Origin of the sequence: Vreelandella massiliensis (assembly GCF_900155385.1) — a bacterium.
Taxonomy (GTDB): domain Bacteria; phylum Pseudomonadota; class Gammaproteobacteria; order Pseudomonadales; family Halomonadaceae; genus Vreelandella; species Vreelandella massiliensis.
In genome coordinates, this window is sequence record NZ_LT699746.1 from 61,214 (window position 1) to 83,682 (window position 22,469).

Sequence of the window (22,469 nt, forward strand, 5' to 3'; positions counted from 1 at the left end):
AAGGTTTTTGGGGCGACTCAAGAACCCTCGCCCAAAGCGCGAAGCGCGGCGGGCGGGGAGTGTCAGAAAACAGAATGGCCTTACCGCTTGGTCGATCAGAAAACCGTGAGACATTGAGTGTGAGTTCGATATTCACGGAGACAATCTATGGCCGTTTTTAATCACCTGTTTTCTATCGCATTTAGCCTTAACAGCTACGCAGAAGATGGCAACGATATTACGCCCGCACAAATACGACGCGCTTTGCTGGAACGCCTTGCTAGCGTGGATGACTCCGAGTTATTGGAAGCTATCGGAGCGCCAGAGGACACCTACGAAGAAGATAAGCTGTTCTGCGTCACTATTACCAAAACCATTGGTGAGCATCAGGTGGACGTTAAGGCAGCCGTAGCTGCTGATAACGAAGATGATGCAATTGAGCGTGCTATCGAGGACTGCGCTCAAGCTGACGAGCTAGAACCTGCCGGTCTGAACCGTTGGTGGGATTGTGGCGGCGACATCCTGTTAAAAGCCAAAACAGTCATTCCGATTTCCACTGAAGCGTACCGGCTGCTTCAGTACAACGAGAGCCTTTAAGAGAAACCCATTCGCTGGCCAGGAGTAATACCATGTCACTCAAACCGCTTTTCCGTGTCGATGTTGATGCAATCCAATACGATGCTGACGAGAAAGCGCCCAAGCTGCCCGACACGCTACAATTTGTATTTGACGAGGCACTTGATCCAGAGGCGCTTGAAGAAGCCGTCAGCGACCGTATCAGCGAGGTATCGGGCTATTGCCATAAAGGGTTTTCGATGACACTTGCTGACTGCGTAGCGCGGGATGTGTTTGTCGAGTTCGCCGAGGATCACTACAAGCACTTTGGTTGCTACCCTGGCGACGTTGCGCTGGAAGATCAGCATGGGGTTGAAGCGATCTACGGCTTCGATAGCTATATGGCGCTGGCACGTATCGGAGGTGGTGCATGAAGTTCACTATCGACATGCAATGGAACGGCACGGCCAGCGTCGATAATCACGATCACTTGGAGCAGCTTAAAGAAACGGGTATTGAGCGAGTGGCGCAACTGGTCAACGAAGGTTACATAGCGGGTGAGCTGTCTGCTGAGATTGCCGATCTTGAAACCGATGAAACGACACCCTATCGAGGATGGTGGAGCATTCGGGTAGACAACACAGATAGTAACTAGGCATTTCGACGAAGATAATTGATCACGCGCAAGGTAATTGACCTCATATCCTCAAAAGAGGCTCTACTCATTCTCGCTCGCTTGCCCAAATTAAAACCTGTGGTATTCCTATTCATAATCAATAAACGAAGGAATAGGAAGCCACCGTTATGCCGTTTTTCTCGCCTCGATGCTCCCTGTTGGCGCTCACATTGGCTCTTGCCGGTTGCGCCTCGACACCAACGCCGCCCACCGAGACACCGGACGCCGATAGCGGCGAAGTTGAGCAACGCCCTACCCCTGAACGCGACCAGATCACACATACTGGGCTGTACCAAGAGGGGCAGTACGATGGGGAAACATCGCGCTTGTCTGGCCATTTTGAAAAAGAAGCCGGTGACGGGCGTTACGCCGTTCAAGATGCGTACTTGCTAGGGGATCGTGACACCCTACAAACCGCTCGACGGGTACTGACCGAGCGCTTGAAAAAACAGGCGCTTGAGCAAGCAGGGGTTTATCGTGCTTTTGAAGAACGGCTGACCGAAGATCAACAGCTATCCGCAACATCCGTGCTGGTATCCGGCAGCATCGTGAAAATGCACGGCGTTGAAGAAGAAATGCGTGCCGTCGGCAATGATCGTGTCGAAATGGTCATGCAAGCCGTGGCCAGCGTCGATAGTTCAGGCTTGCAACAACATTTGGATGCGCTGTACGACAATAACGCCCTGGCAGCCGCCAATGAACACTTGCAGCGTGAAAACCTGCGGCTGCGGTCAGGTGTGACCGCAAAGGCATCGCCCGACGGCAACGGCCAAAATCGTGTGTCTGTCTCGGCAGCCCAAGTCGCTGCTCCCGACGCGCCTGCGACAATGGCTTTTGGTGCCTACAAATACGCTGCCGACTTAGCGCCGTGGCTCAAGAAAGACACCCTGGCGCCGTGGCTCCACGATTATAATATGTCGCAAATGTACGCCCTCGGTACTTATCCCTATCGCTACGATTGGGTCGAGGCATTTGAGGTTCACGATCCATCCCATTACAACATGAGCTACCGTTCGGTCTATAAGCCCGAAGGGGTCGAAGCCATCCCGCAACAATATGACGCATTGGATTCGCTTCGCCGAAAGCTCTCCGATGATATGTCATCACTCATTGACGACTACAACGCCGCGCTCGATGTTCGTGTGCTTTCCCGTTCGCCAAGCCCTAACGGGAAAGGCACTCGATACAAAGTGGCCATCAGCGGGTTCAGTGGCTTTGTCGAAAGCCTATTGGACGCCACGGGCTTACCCTTCGCACATGGCCAGCTAACACCAGAGCAGATCGAGGCGCTTGATCCGTGGAGTGCCCTCAACTACTGGGTGCTAGCGGATAAAATGGCGCTGAAACCGCTTATGTTGACACTGAGAGTCAATGCCAACATGGATGCGCCTGGTCGGGAGAGTGAAGCGGCAGCTTTCCACCAGGCCGTGCTATCCCCCGTGGTGTTCAATGGAAATCGGCGTGACGCCTCACTTTTGGCATTCTCACCACTAGAGCACTATCTATGGTATCTCGGTGGACGGCACCTACCCAATATGGGCTTAAAAGCCCCACAGTCAGCCTATGAAATTGACGGGGAGCGCCATAGTGACTCCGATATACCGTCGTTCCGCCGCGACGTGACGAGAAAACACATGAACAATCTCGGTACTTATCGGGAAGTGCTTAATGGCAGCGCCCATTCGATGACAGCATCTTTTCACTCTAAGGTGCTGGATTGGTTTCAGGTAGAGGATTACGACCCTGCCGAGGGTAAGGCCATCTTTGCTTTCACGATGCCAAATGATCATCCCCCTATAGAGAGCTTGTCGGCAGTTTTTGAGCGCAAGCGCAGCAGCGAACTCCTGCCTTTAGCGACCCGCGATCCGCGAAAACAGTACAGCCAGCGAGACATGAACATTGAGCGCTACAAGTGGTTTTTCTAGCCACTCACGACCCTGGCGAAGATCACAAAATGGGTAAGATTGGGGTAGATGCTCCAAAGACAGTTGAGCCAAAACCTCCGGTGAGGCACGCCAGCGTGGGTGCTTCGCCGTCATTCAATTTAGCTTTAACTTTACAAGGAGAAGTCACGATGGGCCATAACCGGACACTGCTTTGCCGTTCCGTTTTTGTAGGTGGTGCCAGCATGATGCTGATGCTTGCCGGTTGCGCGGGGCAAACCGCCACAGAGAAGGCATTGGATCGTGAAGCAGCCTTGCACGAACGCGCAGAACAGCGTGTGGCTGAGAGGGAGTCGCGTCAGAGTGACGTAATTGAAACCCTACCGGATTGGATCGTGAAAAAGCCCTCACCAGACGCCACAGGCGTTTATGGTGCCGGTATTGGCACCAGTGAGTCGATTTCACTGGCGCTGCAAAAAGCCAATATCGACGCTCGCCGCGATATGGCGCAAGAGATCGACCAAGTGTTGTCGGCTGAGACAACAATGGCCGGTGATAGTGATGCGAGCTTTAAGAGTATCGTTAATACCTTCATCGACAGCGTGGACGTAGCCGGTGCTGAGGACGTGGATCGTGTGATTCAATCCGGTCGTGAAGGGTATCGAGTCTATACCCTGTTGAAACTGCCCTACCCTGAGTTTAATCGCGCGTTGTCAGAGTTTTCACGCCAAGACGAATCAGCGGCACAGGCGATGCAGTCGCAATACGATCAGTTAATGGCCCGTGTGAGCGACACCCCAGCATTTGAGTCTGAGGCGTCAGAACAAAACGCCCCGTCGGATCAGCAAAGCCGCCGCCGCGTGACCCCGATTGACGGCGAAATGCCCGATGAAGCGCTTGTGAGGGCACTGCAAGAGTCGCGTTAGCAGGATCACGGACAATTTGCTGAAGGAACCAGGGTATGCCAATACAGGAGTTGCGTGTTCCATTCGGTGAGCGACACGGCGAAATGGTGGCACCAGCCGATGTGCCGCGCGGGCTAGCGTGTGGGTGTTTTTGCCCCAGCTGCGGTGCTTCGCTGGTTGCTAAACGAATGCAAAAGTCGGGTTTGTGCTTTTTTGCCCATCACAATGCGCCTGAATGCCCTGGTGGTTACGAAACAGCTTTGCACCGAATGGCAAAACAGATCATTCAAGAGGCTGGGTATGTCACCCTCGCTGCGAAAAAAAAGCCCGTTAGTGTGACCTATCAAGGGTTAACGCACCGCGATACGCTCGTATTTCCCGAAAAGCGAGCTGGTCTAACTCACATTGTTCAAGAACAGCGGGTGGAACAATGGGTGCCAGACGTATCAGCCAAGCTACTAGGTAACGGCATCCCTGTTTTCATTGAAATTCGCGTTACCCACGAGGTCGAGGATAACAAAGCGCAAGGGCTTAATAACGTCATAGAGATTGATTTAAGAGGGTTATATAAGGAAACAACATTAGACGTGGCGGCGGTGAGTGAAGCGGTGCTACACGACGCGCCGAGAAAATGGCATCGCTGTTCCTTATACGACCACTCGCCTGCGATACAGAAGGCAAAAGATGCGCTACTAGCCAAGGCAAAAGAAGAATGGATAGCGCAGCAAAAGGCGCAACAGTTTATGCGCTATCAAGATCAAAAACGAAGGGACTTCCAAAAAGAATTGGAACAGCTTGCCGTGATGCAAACCTCCGAAACAGTTGAGCAAAGGCAAGCCGTCTTACGGTGCGATGAAAGATACGCGAAAGCAACCTCATGGCTCGCCAGTAGGCTCAATGAGCACCCCAAGGCGCAAGATGCCAACAAGGTTATGCCGCTATGGGATATTCCCCAAAAAAACGACTGGATTTTCTCGGTTCATCGGCTTGTTTGGCAGGCCAAGGTCGTGTTTGGTTTGATATTCAAGAAGTCCATCAATCAGCGTATTACTGTGCCGGAAGTCTTAGCCTTCCTTGAAAGCGAATACCCCCTTCTGCCTTGGGTCAGTCGACTCGATAAGATGAAACGTGACTACAAAAAGCAAGGCAAAAATCGCCAGCAGTGGTATGGCGAAGAAGGAGCTTGGTTTCTCGATCATCAAGAGAATAGGGCTATTATTTCGCCGTATCGCGTCGTTATCCAATACCTCGATCATCTTGCAGCCTCCAAGGCAAACTTGCTGACAAAGCACGCGGATAAGCCTGTTTTCTTTGTCCGTGGTAACTCCATAGCGTACTGGATTGCTCAATATGAAAAAAACCGACGCGCTGAAGAACAGATAAGGAAAGCGGCATTAGAGCAAGCCCGTAAAGCACAAGAGGCCCATGCGAAACAACAAGAGTGCCGACAGGCGACACGAGATCAACGCAACAAAGACGCTGAATATTGCGCGGCACAACTCACGGTTTATGCAGAAAGTGGAGCCAAAGCCCTCAGTTTTTGCTGCCATTGCCGAGCGGCTTACGGGTATGCCGTTACCCCCAATCAGTGTTTAAAATGCGGACAGCCGACGATCTATATTCTCAACACTGATGATATTGAGCTTGCCTCGATTTACCCTCGCGTCAAAAGTGTTTCCGCTTCACCTGCTCAACTCACCTCGTCGTCGACCTGACTGCGGTTGCCCAGCATGGCAACATAGTGCGTGACAATAACGAAACGGAAAAGGGATAAAAAAACGTGAAAATTCACCACATCAAACTTGATCCATCATCGAAAACAGCCTTGGAAGCGCTGATTTCGGTTGCGCAAACCGATACCGGACAGGCCAAAGTCTGCGCGGACTTCCTTTTGGCTTGGCACAACCCTGACGAAAATGGCGGATTTGCGATCACTGACCTGTGGGGGCTTGATGCTGAGCTGGCGGACGCTTGCACAAAGGTTTTCCAATGGCTGTGTGAGCATTCGGTTTATCCCGACGAGCTTGGATATGGTGATGAAATGAAGTTGATATGGACGCGCTGGCGCAGCCACGCTTAACCCCCTTCTCTCCGGCCTTGGTCGATGCCAACTCCGTGCGATACTGCCCATGAATACACCCGCAGGAGCGCACAATGGATATGCCCAAGGCCAATGCCCCAGAGCTTGACCCCCAAAACCCCAAGCACACACTCCCCCCAGGCTATCGTGTCGTCGAATCGGCTTTTGGCGGTTTCTATTTTGAGGCACCCGTTCACATTGGCGGTGCCAGCGACGATTTCAAACACCTAGAAGATGCCTGCCAGAAAGCCCGCGGGCACTATCGCCGCTGGCGAGGTACTCAGCGCCAGCGTCAGAAATCAACGCAAAGATAACGCGGCCAATTACACCTATCTATCTGATATAGTTGCTTTTCGATAGCCAGGAGAGAAGAACGCATGGCCAAGAAGAAGCCTGCTCGCAAGCACGTCAAAGCGCAACACAAACCAATATCGGCGCGTGAGCGCAACAAACTGCATCAAATGACGCGGTTGGTCTATAGCTGGCGCTACATCGACCATGCAAGAGCCGAGGCGGGTGATCCGATTGCTGACAAGCACCACGGCTTCAATCTTTTAGCTATAGCTACGCAGGAAAAAATCGAGGCGGCGTACACGGTGGCCACCAGCACGCCGAGGCATTGGCAGGCTATTGTAATTGCGTATGTGCGCGAGGGAGAGGGCGAATACCGAAACTGGGCATGGGTTAAGACACAATCCCCCATCGTTGCGGCTGGTGACGGCATTACGCCGCTTTTGGCACAAGCGAATGACATTGCACTAGAGGGGCTAGAGGAAAACGACAACTGCTACGCGCGTGCTACGATCATGGCGCCTTTTGATGCTAACCATCCGATTCGACCTGACCGCTATGCCGCCCGCCTTCAAAGCCGATTAGCGCTCACAAAAGATGAAGTGCTGGCGTTAGCAGAGTGGGACGAACCGGAAACGATGGAGGTAGACGCGGAAAACCTAGATCTCGCGCTGGCGAAGGCGTTAAGTGAGGAGGATAGCGCGTGAGTATCCCCTCCCCGCTGGCGCAAGACTATCCCTGATTAACGGAAAATGCCTAGATACGGTCACCCTCTATGTGTCGAGCACAGCCCGCGCCTGTGGGAAGGGTTTTACCAGCGCAAGTCCGTGGGCCGGCTGCCCGGTAGAGGGCCGGTATGTCGCCGGGGTGCCCGCCTGGGAGACGGAAAACGCCCTTGCTCAACAAAAGCAGCGATTGACCAAGATCCTCAAGGAGTGGGCGGCTTTCCAAGCGAAGTTCTTTGCCGAGGCGTCCATTCGCTCCACGACGGCGCCAGCGCCAGCTAATGGGGATGTCGCGCCAGCCGCAAGAAACCCGTTGTTGGAGCGGGTGCATTAAGCGGCTGTCTCGGCATAGGAGCGGAGCGTGCGTCAAAGCGCTAGAGAATCACTCAGTCAGTAAAGTCTTTAACAGGCGTTCTTCTGAAGCAGGAATTTCTAGCTGCTCGCACAGCTGAGTCAGTAGCGTCAATCGGGTTTCAAGGGGCAGCCCTGCCAGCATCGAGGGAAAAAGCATCACCAAGGCATCGACCCATACTTGACGAACGGTATCATCTGTCAGGGACTGCCAATCGGTATGCGGGGCATGATGCAGACATACTTGATAGAACTCCCCCAGGATGCGTGATGTCATAGCGCCGGCCGTTTCCGCTTTCATGATCTTGGCTGTTCGGAGCAGGGCATGAAGGCGTAAAGCCGATTCGTCGGGGACTTCAATACCATTCTGGGTATAGGCTTTCTTGAGCAGACTGAGCTCATCAAACGCGTTCGGAATCGTCAGCCAAATGACAGTCTGATCCACGCGCGCCCTGTCCAGCACCCTCAATGCCTCTTGTTGTCGCGCGGTGTGTAGTATCCAGCATGCCGATGGTACAAGCGACGCTATATCATTGTGCTCTGAATACGCGAGATCATCCCCCATCGCGTGCAAGCGGCTAACCTGAACGGGGTGCACCTCTAAATGTGAGGCCAGCATATCGCCCAAGGCGTAAGAAAGCGAAGGCTCCAGGGATACGATGACAAACCGCTGAAAACCATCCCGAAGCGCTTTGCGAGCGCGCCTGAGTGTATCCGGGGGGATTTCCTTTTCCCGCTGCGTCTCGGGCGCAGCGATATTGCCTTCCGCTATTGTCTCGGCCAGCGCGGGCGCTTCCAGTGCATCAAATGCCCGCGCAAAAGACATCGCTGCCTTGCTGCTTTTCTCTCCCCGCCAGACAGATGGTGACCATTGCGTGAGAGCCTTGAGAAGCTCTTCTTCAAGGCAACACTGATGGGCTTGGGAAAGCCCTTCGATACTCCCTGTGGGGGGTGACAGCAATAGAGATGCTTCGACGCAGACCTGCTGGGCAGGGCCATTTCGGCGCTGCAACCACAGATCATCACTTAAAGGAGCAGGCTCTCCGATCCGTGCGGGCTCTTCATCTTCGCAGTCGGGGCTTTTCTCTCCTGTTTTAAGCGGGTGTGCCGCTGACATGCAATGGACCGTGTTACTTGAAGATCCGGTAGGAAATGGCGGGCGGGACAGTATCAATAGCCGATGCTCGTATTTCGGCACCGCCACCCAAGGGTCATCTGGTGTGCGGCGATGTAAAAGCAATACGCGCACACCGATTAAATCCGCGCCTCCGTTAAGATTAAAGCTCCCGATACACCGCTCGGCATGGGTGTTCAGGTCGTCGGGTTTATCGAGATCGCCTTCAATACGCACAATCCACCGCGTTGGCTTGCTAAGCATTGCATTGGGAAGGCGCCCTGTTGCAGGATGATACGTCACATCATCGCGTGAACCACATGTGCGCAGGCGGGCATTTTTGCGCTTAATCACCGGCTTGATCATTTCATTGAACGCCTTAAATGACGCTTCCACCGTTTCATTCCGGCTCTCAACAACATCCATATCATTCATCCTCTTCGGTATCCGGTTCCGCCAGGCCGTATATTTCATCGACAGACAGGCCAAGCGATGCTGCTAATGTGCGTAAGCGGGAAGCGCCCCCCCCTTGGTCAGCGGCATGTTCAGCAAACTCAATGGCTCGCAATAGCTCAGAGCGTGTCAACGAGCCGTGGATATCATTTTCCGTATCAGGGGGCAAAACCAGCGCATCCCAAATGTGGGCGCGATGTTTCCCGGGGGAGCGTCGCAATACACGCCCGCGACGTTGAATGAACTGTCGAGGATTCTGGCTAGATGCGAGAATGATGGCGTGAGAAATCTCAGGAATATCCACGCCTTCATCCAGGCAGCGTATAGACACGATAACGCCGCTATGGCGCCGGAACGCCGCCAGGGTGGCATCCGGGTCGCCCGCCATATCCGCGTAATACACCCAAGGGGCAATCCCCGTTTCCGCAATGGCAGCCGCCACTTCTCCTAATTGCTCCTGATCTTCACAATACACAAGCCAGTGCTGCCCCGGTGCGTAATGCGCTTCAATAATCTCTTTGGCAATACGTGTTTTTGCCGCGGCTTTTTTCGCAATGCGAGAGCGCTTGATCTTTAACAACCGTGTGCGCTGATTATCCTGTGGCTTGCCGTTTTCATCACGCGGCCCCTTCTGTATCGCCTCCCGTAACTGCTCGGTTAGCTCTTCCCAGGCGTCGGCTTCTTCTGCGTTGAGCGATAATGTCTCGGGATGGTAGTGGTATTGCGTCAAGCGCCCAGCGCTCATGGCATCGGACAAGGTAAAAGGGGCGCCGACGATACCCCCAAAGTAATGCATCAAGATCGCCGTGCCGTCGGGGTCGCCGAATCGCTCTGGTGTCGCGGACAACCCAAGGCGTGACCCCATGTTCAGATTAAGCAGTTGGCGATGAAGGTCGCTGCCCAACTGATGCACTTCATCAGCGACCAGCAGGATATTACTCAGACGACGTAATCGGTCCCGGAAGGCTTTTTTGGCCGCTGTTTGCATGGTGGCTAACATGACCAACGGATGCTTCTGAGAGGGGCGCTGCATTCGCCACTCAAGATCCCCTGGGGAGCGCCAACGATTGTGACCACCCCCGACGCGAACGACATTGGCATCCGGTATTTCAAGGGATAGCTCAGCAAACCAGCCTTTCATCAGGAGGGTGCTGGGAACGACGATAAGCACAACGCCTTGCTGGCGCAAATGGTCACGGATGATATGCAGGGCTGTAAATGTCTTACCCGAGCCCGTGGCGTGCTCAAAGATGCCACGTTGCCCGGCCTCGTACCAAGCCTTTATTGCCACGGCTTGATGGGGTGCGGCGACACGACCGCTTGGCCATTGGTTGGTCTTGTCAGGAGCTTGGTCGTCCTCTTGTTCTGAGAGGGTAAGCGTTTTGGCGGCGTTGTCGGGCGGGTGCATCACGCCGACGATTCGCACCCCGCTCTTGGCACGATAAGATTGGTACCGCGCCAGCAGCGCCCGCGCCTCTTCAGGGTCGTCCGGTGCTTTTTCGAGAATGGCGGCATCAATCGCCTCCCCCAACGTCAGGGTGCTTACCTTTTGATAGCGTCCTTCCCACACGTCCAGGAAATCCTTGTGGTGATCATCGACACGCGGGGCATCTTCGGGCAACCAGCTGTAAAAGGTATCAATCGACTCAATGTTGCCCTGCAACCCCCAGCCGCTAAACGTTTCATTGACCGACCCTTTAAAGCTTATACGATGACCATGGGCATCATGAAAGACCCCTAGCTTTTCATGGAACAACCCATTGCCTGCGCGCAACACACCAATACGAATATCCAGAAAGCCATGGCGCACCATTCCACCTAAAATTTTCTGGTGCCAGTCTCCGTGTGCGCCATTGAACAGGGCCTTCACCTCGGACAGAAACGCCTGCCGAGAAAACGCGGTTAAGGCCTCTTGGCCATCATTACGCTGGCGCAGCAAGGCATGAAAAGTCTCGGTATCATCCGGTGACAAATAAGGGGAGCAAAGAATAGAGAGGTGCCCATTACGGGCAAGAAACCCCTGTAGAGGTTCGTACAGCAAGGCAAACACGGTCGAACGAAAGTACCCTGATGTTCGCTCGATGCGCGTGGCGCGCGCCATGGCGGGGGCATAGAAATCGGTCGCCAGATCATCGCGGCCCGTTCGATAAGAGGGCTGCCAGGCGTGGTCGGTAAACGTCGGTAGATTCGATGAGGTTAAAGTGGTGGCGTCGTTTTGATAAGGCTTATCCATGTCCATGTAATCTTCCCCTAGTGAGTCCTTGCGTGTTTCGACGGGCCACGCTATAAGTGATATCATATCATATATAGCACAAATTACACTGGACACAACCTGGACAAGGAGGTCTGATATGTCACCGCCACAGGACTTGCAGGGGCTGACCCCCGGGGCCGTTAGAGCGCTTCAGCACATGGCGCGTCAATCGGGTTACGAAAGCCCGGAAGCGTACCTCGATGCCCTGGAGGTGCGTGATAAAAATATCCAGCGAACCTTGATGGCGGCTCGGGCGCAACCACTAAATCCGGTGCAGCGAACAGCCTATGGCACCCTGTACCACTGCAATGCCCTGACGTACATGCAAGCACAGCCTGAAGCCTCACACGATCTGATCATAACCTCCCCGCCATTTGGGCTGGTGCGTAAAAAGGAGTACGGCAACGCCGCTTCAACCCACTATTGCGACTGGTTCCGCCCATTTGCGCAGGAAATGCACCGCCTGCTAAGGGAGAGCGGAAGCCTGGTGATTGATATCGGCGGTTCATGGGTCAAGGGGCAGCCGACACGTTCGCTATATCACTTTGATCTTCTGACCATGCTAGTGAAGGAGTACGGCTTCCATCTCTGTCTTGAGCATTTCTGGTACAACCCAAGTAAGCTCCCAAGCCCGGCCGAGTGGGTCACCATTCGCCGAGTACGCCCAAAAGACGCGGTGAATTGCGTTTGGTGGTTATCCAAGTCACCTTATCCAAAAGCGAGCAACAAACGGGTCGTATCGCCCTACTCCGGTCGCATGGAAAAACTGTTGGAAGATGGTTACGAGGGGCGCAAACGGCCCAGCGGGCACAATATCAGCCAGGGTTTCTCCCAGCGCCAGCAAGGCGCCATTCCCTCTAATTTGTTAGCCATCGCCAATACCGAGAGCAACTCCGCGTATTCGGCATATTGTCGTGAAAACGACTTGCCGATTCATCCAGCGCGCTTTCCCGCCAAACTTCCCGAGTATTTTATTCGGATGCTGACCGACCCTGGCGATAAAGTATTTGATCCTTTTTCTGGCTCATTTTTAACCGGACGTGTGTGTGAGGAACTGGGGAGATCCTGGGCCGGCACGGAGTTGGAGTGGGACTATGTGCAAGGCGGAAAATCGCGTTTTCTACCGGAAGCGCCCGATGTTGTCCGACCGGGCATAACGTCTTACACCCTAACAGCCCCCTGCTCATTCGATGATACCGATGATATCGCCCTACCGCCGGATGGGGGTAAAAAGCGACAGAAGAAACCCGCCAAGACCGAGAAAACGACTGACAACACCATCAATGATATAGCCGATCAAGCCTGTACCAAGGAGGCCGACAATGGATGAGAACTTTGACCCCGCCGCGTTTGATGCACTGGCAGCGGAAAGCGAGCGCCCGCTGGAAGAAGTATCGAGCCGAGATATCGCGCTTGAAACGCTTGAAGCGGTTTGTCGTGAGATGGCGGACACGCCCGAAGATGCCGAGTCGCTTTGGTCTGACGTTCGCCATCTTTATAAGGTGGCAGCGGTCATCGAAGATGAAACCCTGGGGCGCGATACCGTTCAGCAAGGAAAATCGGAAGCGCGAAGCTTGATTGAACGCGAAGGCGCCGACCTTTTCGATCAATTTAATGGCGAAGTCGGGAGGGAGCCACATGCATAAGCTTACCCTTTCATTTAACCACGTCATTGTTCAGAACGTCGGCGGGTACTACGGCGAACATCGCCTGGACTTCCCCAGCGGCCAACGCAATATGTTGATGGTCTCCGGTGATAACACGGCAGGCAAGACGAGTCTGATCAACGGCTTGAAATGGTGCCTGTTTAACCAAATCGCCGGTAGTAGAGACCGGTTGCTTGACCCCTATACGCTTTACAACAGGAAGGCCTTGCGCTCTGGGGCTGACCACCCTATGTCGGTCACGATTGCAGGGCATTACAACGGGCGGCCGATCATTATTGAGCGCCGGGCGGACTGGCTTTACCCCAAAACGCCACCCGCCAATATGAGCGAGATGGAAATCGCCTTTACGGTTACACAATATGATGAGAACGGCGTCAAAAACGTACTTGATCAGGACAAGTCTGAGCGCTTTATCAGCCGAATTGCCCCGCCCATCTTGGCACGCTTCTTTTTATTCGATGGTGAGTTGCTGGATGAATACAGGGATTTAGTCAGTGCGTCACAGATGGAAAACCGAGCCTTGGCAAAAGCCATCGAAGGGGTTCTTGGCTTACCCGTGATCAGTAAGGCGCAGAGCATCGTCAAGAGTGCCACTAACAGAGGCCGGAAAGTCTCAACGCGCCTGGCCAAGGGGCAACGCGCCGAACAGACCGCCGCCTTGATTGATGCCATGCAGGAGGATAATCGACGGTTTGAGAGCGAAGCTGATGAAATGGATGACACCCTGGATCAGGTACAGAAAAGCTACCATAAGGCGAGCAACGAACTGGAAAAGCATCTTGAGGACGAGCGTATTCAGCATCAGCTAAGCGTCCAAAAGAATAACCTGGATACCGTGACCGCTCGTATTCAGCAGCATCGTGAAACGCTAAGCCAGTACGGGGGCTTTGCATGGCATGATCTCGCGCTACAAGGGTTAGCGCAGTATCGCGATACCGTCACCCAGCGCACCGACCGTCTCGCCCGGGCGTCACAAAACGCCACACAAAAGGATTATTTAGAATCACTGCGCCGTGAGGTGCTCGCCAATGATCAGTGTCCGGTCTGCGATCAAGCGCCCGACACCCATGCTCGTGAGCGCCTTGCTCGCCTTATCGATGAACTCGATGCCGACCGTAACCAGCAGGCGTCTCATGAGGCCGAGCTTGAAGGTCTGATCAGTACACGAAATCGAATACAGGGACTGCTGAGTCACTTGACGCCTGTGAAGGATCGCTACATGAGCCTGCTAGAGACGATTGACGACGAGCAGGACCAAAAGTCGAGCGCCGAAAGTGCCATTGAAGCGCTTTACCATCACCATACGCACAAGTCTCCAGAGGAGATTGCGAAGTTACGCAATGCGTGTCATGCCTACTCAAAAGAAATTGGCGTCCTTGAAAACAAGATCAAGACGCTAAAGCAGACAATGGCCGGCAACGAGCAGCAGATTCAAAAGCTAGATGACAAGCTTCAGCAAGAATCTGAGCAAAATGAAAAATCCAAGCAAGCCCGCAAAGTGGTTAAACGGCTGGAAAAAATCGAAGCCGTCATTGAAAAAGCCCGTGAGCGCCAGGCCGAAGCTATGCGCCAGAAAGTTGAGGAATACACCAGTCATGCATACGCCGCCATGACGCATGAGGCGCATCACGAACGTGTTGAGATTGCCAAAGACACCTTTTGCATGACCATTATTGATGATGCCGGTGACCCGGTATCCGTGCCGTCTGCAGGCGCTACACAGATTCTCGCTCTCTCTCTGATCATTTCCCTGGGGCAAATTGGCCGCAAGATTGGGCCGCTTATCATGGATACCCCGCTAGGACGCCTGGATAGCACTCACCGCTTGAAGGTTCTCGAATACCTGCCCAAGCACTCCCATCAGGTCGCCATGTTTTATCACAATGGCGAAATTGATGGCGCCATGTATGACCGGATTGCCGACAAGGTGGGCAAGTCCTATCTCATCCGGAAAGACGATCGTGAAAACAGTTCGCGTTTTGAAGCCCTTTAACTCGGAGAGAGAGGCCATGGACAACGAAAAATCTCAAGCCTTGGATGAGGTTAAACAGGAGCGCGGCAGCACTATCAGCATGTCTCCTCGGGCACGCATGACGATGAAATCGCTATCTGACGCCGACGCGACTTTTGACAGTGGGGATGTCCCGCCCTTTCAGCGAGAAATCGATGTGTTGCGCTTTGCCTGCATTTTGGCGATCAGGGCAAACGGCGACACCCTGCTCCCCATCGCCAATGAAGCCAATAGCGAAACGTATATCAACATCGGCTCACTCGATAGTGGCGATACGGGCGCGACGTTCTCCGATACCGTGTCATTGCTGGCGCCCCAGGCAGTCGCCCAGGAACGCTTTACACGGGTAGTCCGCCGTTATGCAGAATGGGGGATTGCTAAGATGCAAATGTGGCACGAAGACGCCATGCAGAACCAATCCTCGCTGACACTACTGGACTTCATCGAGAACAGCGAGACGTTGATTGCCGAGACTCAGGCAGACGAAAGCCAAGACCGCTAAGACAGGAGGTGTGCATGACAGGGATAGTGACTAACGCCTATTTCTATCTCCACGGCGAACGTGGGCTTCAACTCTCCACTGTTTTAAAGACAGCAGATGGCCTGCGTCGATTCATGGACTCCCACGACCGGGGTGTGGTGCTCTACTCCGACTACACGCTATCCGACAAAAAAGAGTGGGCGGCTGTTTGCCACACGGATGCCTTACTGGATGCAGCGGCCAGCGGCATAGCGGTCTGTCCGATCACAGCCGCCATTCTTGAACGTTTGTCATATCCTCTTGACGAGATCGTGGGGCTGGACGGGCAACCACTAGGCGCAACGCCCACCTCTCCTTCGGTCGATAAACCGATGGCCGATAGCGACAGCATGACAGATGGGCGCCCACATGGGATGCACCCCCCCAGGATGCAGGCGGATCGTCAGCTACAACAAGTCTTCAAGGATGCACCGGATGTCGCTGACGAGATGGTGGAAAAAGGCATTGAAACCCTTTCCGACTTCCGCCAACACTGGGAAACACTGACGACGGAAACCGCAGAGAAAATCGCCATAACGCACTATCAGCAAGTGTGCGAAAACGTATTAACGCACGTCCGATGGAAGAGTCAAGAAAGTGTTGCCATGGGCTGCAAGGATATCGCTGCAGCAATACCCCCTTGGTGTGACAGCCTGACACCCTTTATGCCGCACTTTGCTAATCGCACTCACAATGTACTTATCCGAGAAGGTATCACAAGCCCAGCCAAACTCAGCACCCTCTCTATTCGGAGTTATTTGAGTTGGAAACATTCGGGCATCACGACGCTTCAAAATTTGCTGAAGGCTCTTGCTTCTTATCAGAACAGTTCCTCGGCCTCCCCTTCCTTCAGCGACCCATGGGGTGTAGAAGGCGATATCGGTCATGCCGCTGATGAATCAAAGGTCAACGCTGCACTGCCCTCTATTACCGACATAAACGGCGAGAACCTTGTCGACATTGTGTTCAACGGCCTCAATGCCATCAAAGACGCGGCGAATATCCTGCTCAAAACGGGAAAAGAGCGCGCTAAATGTGGCCGGGGCGTGGATATACTCATCAAGCGCGCCGAAGGATTAACCCTGGAAGATGTTGGGCAGTTGCATAACGTAACGCGGGAGCGTATCCGGCAATTAGAAGCCGACGCAAGGCGTGATATGCCGGCCATCATGCTGAGAGTGTTTAGCGATCTTCAACCCAGGCTCACACAGCTTTCAGACGCCCATGCTTCGGACGACATGAAAAAATGGCTGCGTATTCATAACCAGATCGGCGCTTTCTTAACACTTAAAAAGGGATTGGCTGGAATTGCTCAAGGCGACCAGTGTGATAGCGCCACTCTTGCCGTATGGTCAAAGCTCCTTATCGTGACTCCACAGCAATTAAACGAGGTGGATGTCAAAAGCCTTATCAGCATTCTGGAGCAACCGCTTTGGCACGACAAAACCACGATGACAATGGCGTTGGTGTATCCCGGCGAGTTCTTTTCACGCCCTTTGGTACCTCGTGCCGAAATGCCCTCTGAAATATTGCTGGCGCCATTCCCAAAGGGAATAGACGGCACCGTGGAATCTCAGTTTATCACCGATACCGTTCTCCCCATGCTCGACGGGCTGGACGTTGAATCGGCCACTTCCCGAATTCCTACCCAGTTCACCTTGCGAGGATGGCCGCCCGTCACGACCTCCTTGGTCTCCGAATGCCTGATGCTATATTGGATGGCACGGGATGGCGCAACACTTCACGCGATTGATACTGATTCAAGCGCTAAACAAGAGCGTAAGCGCTTTATTGAGTTATTGAGAGAAAGCCCTCGACCCCTTCACGATGCTGATGAAATTTTTGCGGCGATTCGTCCCGACGCATCTGATCATCCTAACCCAAAGTCCATCGTTCATAATTGGATCATCTCTGTCCACGCGAATTACCTCTCGACAGATGATGAGGATTTCCCGGTCAAAATAGGCAAATCCATGATCGCAACGATGCGCCATGCGCGCGCAATCGGTATCACCGATCAAAAAGCGGCTGAGATCACCGCGTTTATTGAAAAAACGCTGGCGTCTCACCCAGAGCGTCAATTTTCTGTGACAGCGCTTTTCGCCAAATTGAAGAAAAATGGCTATCTCACTGGGTTACGTTGGCCTGATGAGTGGGATCACCCTAATGTCACAGCGGATCGTTTTCCCAATATGCTTAAAGTGGTTCTTTATAACCAGCGTCCGCGAAATGTCCGCTACATGGGGCGCTTTATCTGGAAGTACGGTCCATGGACGGACTCACCTGACACAGAGAATCGCCAGCATGTGTATGATTTTTACCGGAGCCTTTTTCTTCAACAGCGACGGCCGCTGACGGCACGCAAAATGCTCCAAGAATTAAAGAAGCAGCGCGATATTGTCGGCGTCAACCAAAACCAGATTTTGGAGGACCAAGGGTTAATCAAGCTCAGAGGTAACGGCCTCGATGCGGTCTACTGGCATGAGGATCTGGGAGACTTAAACGGCGTTGACGCCAGTATCAACGAGGAAGCGGATTCATCGTCAGGAAAAGTCGAGAAGGAAGAGCAGAGCAGCGGCGTGTCCGACGCTGAGGAAGCGAGGACGAAGCCTAATCCTCCGGCTGAGAGCGATGAACAGCCCTCTTCCCCGGCTGTGCATACGCCGCCTCCTGTATTTCGTGACCATGAAGCGGAAAGCCATGACCCTTCATCGCCACTCACCTCAACGGTACCCGACCGCCTTAACAAGAAAGTCGTGTACAAAAGTGAGATTGTGGCGGCGATTGATTCCATGATTCAGGCAAAAAAGCGCCCGATGCGAGCACGCGAAATCAGAAGGAAGCTTGAAGCCGACTATGGTAGGGCACCCAGCCAAATAGAGCCAAGCGGGCCTCTGGTTGTCCTGCAGGGGGAAGGACCGTCGGCACTTTTCTGGTCGCGCTCACTCAACAAAGAAAGTGATGACGATATCAATGCCCTTCAGCAAGATGCGCTCAACTGGCTGAATGAAAAGGACGAAGGATTGCCTGTCGATAAGCTGATGTCTCTTTTTCCCAGGCATCAGAAAATGTTGACCCGCCATGACGTCATCGTGTGGGCCGCTTGGCTTGCTCAACACGAAGCCATGGAGATCACCCTATCAAGAAAGTCTCGCCCTTTGATTTACAAGCGTATCGACACATAAAAGGTGCCCATAATGGCAGAGAATACAAGCGAACAGTCTGTGGTGTACCAGCACCAGAAGGCGCTATCACAATGCCTCAAGGGTAAGCCAACCGAGGGCGTATTGATGCGCTTTAACGAGCAAGAGTTTTACCTGCTCAATCTCGCCTCTCGCGTGGCGGCCAAAAAAGGGTTTTCCTCACGCCAAGCCTGGATGCGCCATGTGATCTTAAACGCCGTCCGTGAAGAGTTAGCTCAAGATGATGCGCTACACCCGTTTGTGTCGGTTCTGGAAAATCCATAACAGCGAGGAAGCAAGATGGCATTAAGCGCCGAGGAAAAAGAACGGATCATGGCCGAGCGCGGTGAGTCAGGCCGCGTGGCCACTGGCAAGATGCGCCGCTTCTCGATCAAGTTCACGGACGGCAAATCGACCACGATGCTCGACCCCAAAGGCGGCACCGTGGGCGATATCTGGGAGAGTGCCGAAGCCCGATTTGGCCGTGGTAAAGTGCTGGATGTGATTGTCCAGGGAGAAGACGATGAGTGACGCAGCCCCCGAGATCGTGAACGTCGAGGCCGATGCTGAGGTGTTTGTGGTAGATTTCGCCAATGGCTGGCGCTTGCAAATCCCCTATGCCCGGTATGCCTGCCTGCGCGATGCAGCTCCAAACCAGCGTCAGCACTTTACGTTCAACGTCAAAGGCATCCACTGGCCGGAGGTGGAGGAGGATTTGAGCGATGAGGGGTTAATCCGGGAATTGTTTAAGTATCACGTCGATCCCAAACACTACGACCGCTGTCATACTTAAACGATTCCCGGATTAAATATGATAGCGGTCGTAGTGCAGGCATCTCTCGATGACCCGCGCCCCGGTATCCCCCACGAACAGGTGATGGCCGAGATGAAGGCGATGCTCGCAAAAAAATAAAAGGAGGTAACCATGCCAAAAGTCAATCACCTCGCGGGCATCGCCTGCCCTGATTGCGGACACTCTCAGGATCTTGATATCGAGGTGCTTGCCACCTGGCGGGTATCCCAAGCTGGACCACAACGACTACGCGGTAAATGCGAGTGGAACGACGACAGTCGTATCACCTGCCCTATCTGCAAGACCACCGGCACGGCCGGCACGGTCCGCGATTTCCGTCAAGCACAGCCTTGAACATAGTGCCGTTTGCTTTGAGAGCGGGGGTATCCCAGTCGCGTGATTTTATCGATAACGAAGCGGGCTTCTCTGTGCGCGTCATGGGCGAATGGTACCGGGATGAGGCCAATACGGGGATGCGCGAAACCGCTGAGCATCTCGCCGAGGTCAAAGCGCTATATGGGCTCTACAAACGCTTCCATGAGCCAGACTGGGTCCTTCAAGGCAATAAGCCGCCAAGGAGCGCGCGTTCAAAATTCTGCGGGATACCGGCAGCGTAGAAGCGGCTGTCACGACGCTTGACAGGTTGGCGCAAGATGAGATGCACGCCACTTTTACAAAGCTTTTTGCCCGCGGGAAATAGCCGTAACGCAAACGGGTTACACCTTGAGCTTGAGTTCCGCCCCCGTGACACTGGCGGCACCCTATCTCAAACGGCCGCCCGGGCGACCACCGGAGACGCCGCGGGAGTGCTGCCATGACCTGGACTAGCAGGCCGGTAGTTGGGAGTCTCCGCGACGTGTGGTCGTTCAGTAGCTCTAAGTCTATGCACGTTTATTTTTGCAAAGTCATTTAGCGCAACAGCCAACTAAATACGAACCTTTTCTTGGGATGAGTCGTTTGACAACGATGAGCAGGTATTAAATGATGCTAAGCATAATCTAGAGAAATATGAGTTAGAGGCATGCAAACAAACCAAGAACAGCAATTTAGAGAGCAATGGCCTGCGTGTCTGGATGCGATGGAAGCGCTGTATGGCAAACGGATGCCTCTACCCGATCATCGTTATGAGGCCACAAGGGAGCAATTGCAACGCTTGCGCCAACGTCCAGAAGCCAATGAGATTGAAAAGGCAGTGCGTCAGCTTTTTGACTTTGATGGGCGGTTTTGCGGCCTATTGATGGGTTATGATTACGAATGGACGGTCTATTCCCTCTGCTACCTTTGCAAGGATGAAGCGTTCATCAAGGACTTGCTGAACATCTATGTTCCTCTGCTTGGAGGATATATGCAGGAGTCTTTGGGTAGGAGTTTTCATCTCATGACCGGATCGACTTTCATGGACGATGTAGGTCACGTACTGTGGGATGTCGAGGGGCTTATTGAATTCGAGGACCATGACCTATTCGATTGGCATGGCAACCGGAACGATCTGTCCAACAAGCAGATCGAAGCATGGTTGCGTTTGGCAGACTTGCCGCCGCTACCTAATCCCAGCTTTCCGCCGCGCAGGATTTTGCTGCAATTTACCGATCTGCTAGACCATTTTGATTCCGAAGATGAGTACTTAAGGGACTTGAAAAATTTTTACGACGAGCGAGGCTATACTATTGAATAATATTGTCAATCCATAAAATCTAGCTAAGGTCTTTAATGACGCCCCCCTTGAAAAAGGGATTAACCAACTGCGAAGGCGTGACTCGGGGTATCTATTGCTACGCTCTTCAACTTACTCCCGATTCATACCAGCTGGAACGAATCGCTCGCGCTATGCGCCGTGGCGTGTAAAGCTACGTGTCGTTGGAGTCCGCCCTATCAGAATACGGGGCGATCTCACATACCCCCGTCGATCGCCTGAACGATAATGACAACAGACCAGAAAGCGAAACACCGTACACCTTATGGAACGATTGAGTGAACCGTACCGGCTTTATCGGAGATCCGTTTGTTTGAGTCAGGCCGCTTTATCGGTGATTTTTAACCCTGTTGCTCATAATACAGAGCTTCTCGATCTTCCGGTGGTATATGTTGACTCCAATAGACGCCGATGATTGAACCAGGCGACCCACTCCAGTAACGGCAACATCATGGTAAGAGTGATTGGCCGGCACGGCGGAAGTATTGCCTGACAAATGGTTGATAGATGACTGGATCAGCAAAGGCTTTGACGACTACATGTCGTTCTTCCCGCCTCAAATTTAACCAAGATTAGCTCTCGCTTGTTACATACCTCGCATTTTCCGTTACACAATCTGCCTTCGACAATCGCTGCCATAACTGTGCTTTCGCTCGCCGCAAGCACACTTGCTGCCCTTTACAAAGACGTTTTTGTTTCGCATCGTTGGCGAGCCATGCGAGCAGGTCATCCAGCGTTTTAAAGTCCAGGCAAAACGGCTTTGACGGCCAGTCACCTGACCAGAACCCGCGCATTTCCCCTGTCACTTGCACCACCAGCGCCCCGTTAGTTTCCCGATACAGCGCGAGCGTAACGTTGTTACCGTCGCTCGCCGTGTCCGAATACTCGCCTGCTGGCCGACCGTGGATCACGCGCTGTTTTCTTCCCTCTTTCAATCCGATGTTGTGATTGCCTTCAGCGTCTAGCGTTTTGGGATCAACCTTTAACGCATAATACATAAACGTGTCATAGTCTATTGGCATGCATTATCTCCGTTATCCGTACTTCTTTTTCGGCGATCCGAGCTTTAATTGTCGGTTTTTTTACAGTTCGGCAAGTCGTCACCCCACATGACGTCATCCAAGCAACTGGCTTCCACCGATCAATTTTTTTATCCGTGAATTTATGTTCGCGCTTTAAGCGCTTGCAAGATATGACCTTTTTGTTTGCCTCAATGTGCCCGGCTAACCTAACTAAGTCGAGCAGATCGTTTTTATGGGGTTGACCAGAAAATTTTCCGCCTTTATCAAGCAAGCTGCCTGACTGGCGTAGTCGCTGCTGGTGACTACGTCAGTCAG

At 53.2% G+C, this 22,469-nt stretch carries 25 protein-coding genes; 22 read left to right on the forward strand and 3 right to left on the reverse strand.

The features are described 5' to 3' along the window. Positions 1-147 precede the first annotated feature (147 nt). From BQ9846_RS14845 to BQ9846_RS14890, 10 genes are all read left to right on the forward strand, one after another. Positions 148-576 (forward strand): hypothetical protein, encoded by a 429-nt coding sequence (locus tag BQ9846_RS14845; protein ID WP_075881831.1) that lies wholly within the window; start codon positions 148-150, stop codon positions 574-576. A 32-nt stretch (positions 577-608) separates the two neighbouring features. Beyond that, positions 609-968 (forward strand): hypothetical protein, encoded by a 360-nt coding sequence (locus tag BQ9846_RS14850; RefSeq protein ID WP_075881832.1) that lies wholly within the window; start codon positions 609-611, stop codon positions 966-968. Further along, positions 965-1,189: a hypothetical protein gene (locus tag BQ9846_RS14855; protein WP_075881833.1), complete on the forward strand. Its 225-nt coding sequence runs from the start codon at positions 965-967 to the stop codon at positions 1,187-1,189. The genes BQ9846_RS14850 and BQ9846_RS14855 overlap by 4 nt, the downstream gene beginning before the upstream one ends. A 149-nt stretch (positions 1,190-1,338) precedes the next feature. After that, positions 1,339-3,135, forward strand: a complete 1,797-nt coding sequence (locus BQ9846_RS14860) for a hypothetical protein (RefSeq protein WP_075881834.1) — start codon at positions 1,339-1,341, stop codon at positions 3,133-3,135. A 149-nt stretch (positions 3,136-3,284) separates the two neighbouring features. Next, positions 3,285-4,019, forward strand: a complete 735-nt coding sequence (locus BQ9846_RS14865; RefSeq protein ID WP_075881835.1) for an LPP20 family lipoprotein — start codon at positions 3,285-3,287, stop codon at positions 4,017-4,019. A 35-nt stretch (positions 4,020-4,054) separates the two neighbouring features. Further along, positions 4,055-5,713 (forward strand): competence protein CoiA family protein, encoded by a 1,659-nt coding sequence (locus tag BQ9846_RS14870; protein ID WP_075881836.1) that lies wholly within the window; start codon positions 4,055-4,057, stop codon positions 5,711-5,713. A gap of 65 nt (positions 5,714-5,778) precedes the next feature. Beyond that, on the forward strand, positions 5,779-6,078 hold the full coding sequence (locus BQ9846_RS14875) for a DUF7673 family protein (protein ID WP_210433212.1): 300 nt from the start codon (positions 5,779-5,781) through the stop codon (positions 6,076-6,078). 74 nt (positions 6,079-6,152) lie between these two features. Beyond that, on the forward strand, positions 6,153-6,392 hold the full coding sequence (locus BQ9846_RS14880) for a hypothetical protein (RefSeq protein ID WP_075881837.1): 240 nt from the start codon (positions 6,153-6,155) through the stop codon (positions 6,390-6,392). Positions 6,393-6,455: 63 nt separating this feature from the next. Beyond that, positions 6,456-7,076, forward strand: coding sequence for a hypothetical protein (locus tag BQ9846_RS14885; RefSeq protein WP_075881838.1), 621 nt, complete (start codon positions 6,456-6,458; stop codon positions 7,074-7,076). Positions 7,077-7,146: 70 nt separating this feature from the next. Continuing rightward, the gene (locus BQ9846_RS14890; protein ID WP_144049465.1) at positions 7,147-7,428 is read left to right on the forward strand and encodes a hypothetical protein; all 282 of its coding nucleotides are present in this window, start codon (positions 7,147-7,149) and stop codon (positions 7,426-7,428) included. Positions 7,429-7,476: 48 nt separating this feature from the next. On the opposite strand, the gene BQ9846_RS14895 is transcribed toward BQ9846_RS14890, so the two are convergent. Together BQ9846_RS14895 and BQ9846_RS14900 are read right to left on the reverse strand one after the other, a co-directional pair. Beyond that, positions 7,477-9,048, reverse strand: a complete 1,572-nt coding sequence (locus tag BQ9846_RS14895) for a hypothetical protein (RefSeq protein ID WP_144049466.1) — start codon at positions 9,046-9,048, stop codon at positions 7,477-7,479. Beyond that, positions 8,987-11,251 (reverse strand): DEAD/DEAH box helicase family protein, encoded by a 2,265-nt coding sequence (locus BQ9846_RS14900; protein ID WP_075881841.1) that lies wholly within the window; start codon positions 11,249-11,251, stop codon positions 8,987-8,989. Before BQ9846_RS14900 ends, BQ9846_RS14895 begins: the two co-directional genes overlap by 62 nt. 112 nt (positions 11,252-11,363) lie before the next feature. Between BQ9846_RS14900 and BQ9846_RS14905 the strand changes: the two genes are divergently transcribed. The 12 genes from BQ9846_RS14905 (at position 11,364) to BQ9846_RS14955 (ending at position 21,114) form a co-directional block, all read left to right on the forward strand. Then, positions 11,364-12,596 (forward strand): DNA-methyltransferase, encoded by a 1,233-nt coding sequence (locus tag BQ9846_RS14905; protein ID WP_075881842.1) that lies wholly within the window; start codon positions 11,364-11,366, stop codon positions 12,594-12,596. Continuing rightward, entirely contained in the window at positions 12,589-12,912 is a 324-nt protein-coding gene (locus tag BQ9846_RS14910; protein WP_075881843.1) for a hypothetical protein, read from the forward strand. The genes BQ9846_RS14905 and BQ9846_RS14910 overlap by 8 nt, the downstream gene beginning before the upstream one ends. Beyond that, positions 12,905-14,926: an AAA family ATPase gene (locus tag BQ9846_RS14915; RefSeq protein ID WP_075881844.1), complete on the forward strand. Its 2,022-nt coding sequence runs from the start codon at positions 12,905-12,907 to the stop codon at positions 14,924-14,926. The genes BQ9846_RS14910 and BQ9846_RS14915 overlap by 8 nt, the downstream gene beginning before the upstream one ends. Positions 14,927-14,942: 16 nt before the next feature. Then, complete coding sequence (locus tag BQ9846_RS14920; protein ID WP_075881845.1) at positions 14,943-15,446, forward strand: hypothetical protein; 504 nt, start codon at positions 14,943-14,945, stop codon at positions 15,444-15,446. Positions 15,447-15,460: 14 nt separating this feature from the next. Further along, positions 15,461-18,649: a sigma factor-like helix-turn-helix DNA-binding protein gene (locus tag BQ9846_RS14925; protein WP_075881846.1), complete on the forward strand. Its 3,189-nt coding sequence runs from the start codon at positions 15,461-15,463 to the stop codon at positions 18,647-18,649. A 12-nt stretch (positions 18,650-18,661) separates the two neighbouring features. Beyond that, positions 18,662-18,931 carry a hypothetical protein gene (locus BQ9846_RS14930; RefSeq protein ID WP_075881847.1) on the forward strand — a complete coding sequence of 90 codons (270 nt, stop codon included), beginning with the start codon at positions 18,662-18,664 and terminating at the stop codon, positions 18,929-18,931. Positions 18,932-18,946: 15 nt separating this feature from the next. Then, the gene (locus BQ9846_RS14935) at positions 18,947-19,177 is read left to right on the forward strand and encodes a hypothetical protein (RefSeq protein ID WP_075881848.1); all 231 of its coding nucleotides are present in this window, start codon (positions 18,947-18,949) and stop codon (positions 19,175-19,177) included. Further along, complete coding sequence (locus BQ9846_RS14940) at positions 19,170-19,439, forward strand: DUF2442 domain-containing protein (protein WP_075881849.1); 270 nt, start codon at positions 19,170-19,172, stop codon at positions 19,437-19,439. Before BQ9846_RS14935 ends, BQ9846_RS14940 begins: the two co-directional genes overlap by 8 nt. Positions 19,440-19,457: 18 nt before the next feature. Continuing rightward, positions 19,458-19,559 (forward strand): antitoxin PaaA2 family protein, encoded by a 102-nt coding sequence (locus tag BQ9846_RS17170; RefSeq protein WP_328585375.1) that lies wholly within the window; start codon positions 19,458-19,460, stop codon positions 19,557-19,559. A gap of 12 nt (positions 19,560-19,571) precedes the next feature. Further along, positions 19,572-19,793: a hypothetical protein gene (locus tag BQ9846_RS14945; protein WP_075881850.1), complete on the forward strand. Its 222-nt coding sequence runs from the start codon at positions 19,572-19,574 to the stop codon at positions 19,791-19,793. Further along, on the forward strand, positions 19,790-20,056 hold the full coding sequence (locus tag BQ9846_RS14950; protein ID WP_075881851.1) for a hypothetical protein: 267 nt from the start codon (positions 19,790-19,792) through the stop codon (positions 20,054-20,056). The genes BQ9846_RS14945 and BQ9846_RS14950 overlap by 4 nt, the downstream gene beginning before the upstream one ends. A gap of 404 nt (positions 20,057-20,460) precedes the next feature. Then, the gene (locus BQ9846_RS14955) at positions 20,461-21,114 is read left to right on the forward strand and encodes a hypothetical protein (RefSeq protein WP_075881852.1); all 654 of its coding nucleotides are present in this window, start codon (positions 20,461-20,463) and stop codon (positions 21,112-21,114) included. A 590-nt stretch (positions 21,115-21,704) separates the two neighbouring features. Here BQ9846_RS14955 and BQ9846_RS14960 read toward each other — a convergent pair. After that, complete coding sequence (locus tag BQ9846_RS14960; RefSeq protein ID WP_075881853.1) at positions 21,705-22,154, reverse strand: hypothetical protein; 450 nt, start codon at positions 22,152-22,154, stop codon at positions 21,705-21,707. Positions 22,155-22,469: the final 315 nt, after the last annotated feature.

What these genes read in the sequence shown, in the direction of transcription:
- BQ9846_RS14845 (WP_075881831.1), top strand. Translation starts at nt 148, where the DNA reads ATGGCCGTTTTTAATCACCTGTTTTCTATCGCATTTAGCCTTAACAGC.
- BQ9846_RS14915 (WP_075881844.1), top strand. Translation starts at nt 12,905, where the DNA reads ATGCATAAGCTTACCCTTTCATTTAACCACGTCATTGTTCAGAACGTC.
- BQ9846_RS14870 (WP_075881836.1), top strand. Translation starts at nt 4,055, where the DNA reads ATGCCAATACAGGAGTTGCGTGTTCCATTCGGTGAGCGACACGGCGAA.
- BQ9846_RS14855 (WP_075881833.1), top strand. Translation starts at nt 965, where the DNA reads ATGAAGTTCACTATCGACATGCAATGGAACGGCACGGCCAGCGTCGAT.
- BQ9846_RS14955 (WP_075881852.1), top strand. Translation starts at nt 20,461, where the DNA reads ATGCAAACAAACCAAGAACAGCAATTTAGAGAGCAATGGCCTGCGTGT.
- BQ9846_RS14860 (WP_075881834.1), top strand. Translation starts at nt 1,339, where the DNA reads ATGCCGTTTTTCTCGCCTCGATGCTCCCTGTTGGCGCTCACATTGGCT.
- BQ9846_RS14910 (WP_075881843.1), top strand. Translation starts at nt 12,589, where the DNA reads ATGGATGAGAACTTTGACCCCGCCGCGTTTGATGCACTGGCAGCGGAA.
- BQ9846_RS14940 (WP_075881849.1), top strand. Translation starts at nt 19,170, where the DNA reads ATGAGTGACGCAGCCCCCGAGATCGTGAACGTCGAGGCCGATGCTGAG.
- BQ9846_RS14960 (WP_075881853.1), bottom strand. Translation starts at nt 22,154, where the DNA reads ATGCCAATAGACTATGACACGTTTATGTATTATGCGTTAAAGGTTGAT.
- BQ9846_RS14925 (WP_075881846.1), top strand. Translation starts at nt 15,461, where the DNA reads ATGACAGGGATAGTGACTAACGCCTATTTCTATCTCCACGGCGAACGT.
- BQ9846_RS14900 (WP_075881841.1), bottom strand. Translation starts at nt 11,251, where the DNA reads ATGGACATGGATAAGCCTTATCAAAACGACGCCACCACTTTAACCTCA.
- BQ9846_RS14920 (WP_075881845.1), top strand. Translation starts at nt 14,943, where the DNA reads ATGGACAACGAAAAATCTCAAGCCTTGGATGAGGTTAAACAGGAGCGC.
- BQ9846_RS17170 (WP_328585375.1), top strand. Translation starts at nt 19,458, where the DNA reads ATGATAGCGGTCGTAGTGCAGGCATCTCTCGATGACCCGCGCCCCGGT.
- BQ9846_RS14945 (WP_075881850.1), top strand. Translation starts at nt 19,572, where the DNA reads ATGCCAAAAGTCAATCACCTCGCGGGCATCGCCTGCCCTGATTGCGGA.
- BQ9846_RS14905 (WP_075881842.1), top strand. Translation starts at nt 11,364, where the DNA reads ATGTCACCGCCACAGGACTTGCAGGGGCTGACCCCCGGGGCCGTTAGA.
- BQ9846_RS14850 (WP_075881832.1), top strand. Translation starts at nt 609, where the DNA reads ATGTCACTCAAACCGCTTTTCCGTGTCGATGTTGATGCAATCCAATAC.
- BQ9846_RS14935 (WP_075881848.1), top strand. Translation starts at nt 18,947, where the DNA reads ATGGCATTAAGCGCCGAGGAAAAAGAACGGATCATGGCCGAGCGCGGT.
- BQ9846_RS14880 (WP_075881837.1), top strand. Translation starts at nt 6,153, where the DNA reads ATGGATATGCCCAAGGCCAATGCCCCAGAGCTTGACCCCCAAAACCCC.
- BQ9846_RS14865 (WP_075881835.1), top strand. Translation starts at nt 3,285, where the DNA reads ATGGGCCATAACCGGACACTGCTTTGCCGTTCCGTTTTTGTAGGTGGT.
- BQ9846_RS14930 (WP_075881847.1), top strand. Translation starts at nt 18,662, where the DNA reads ATGGCAGAGAATACAAGCGAACAGTCTGTGGTGTACCAGCACCAGAAG.
- BQ9846_RS14885 (WP_075881838.1), top strand. Translation starts at nt 6,456, where the DNA reads ATGGCCAAGAAGAAGCCTGCTCGCAAGCACGTCAAAGCGCAACACAAA.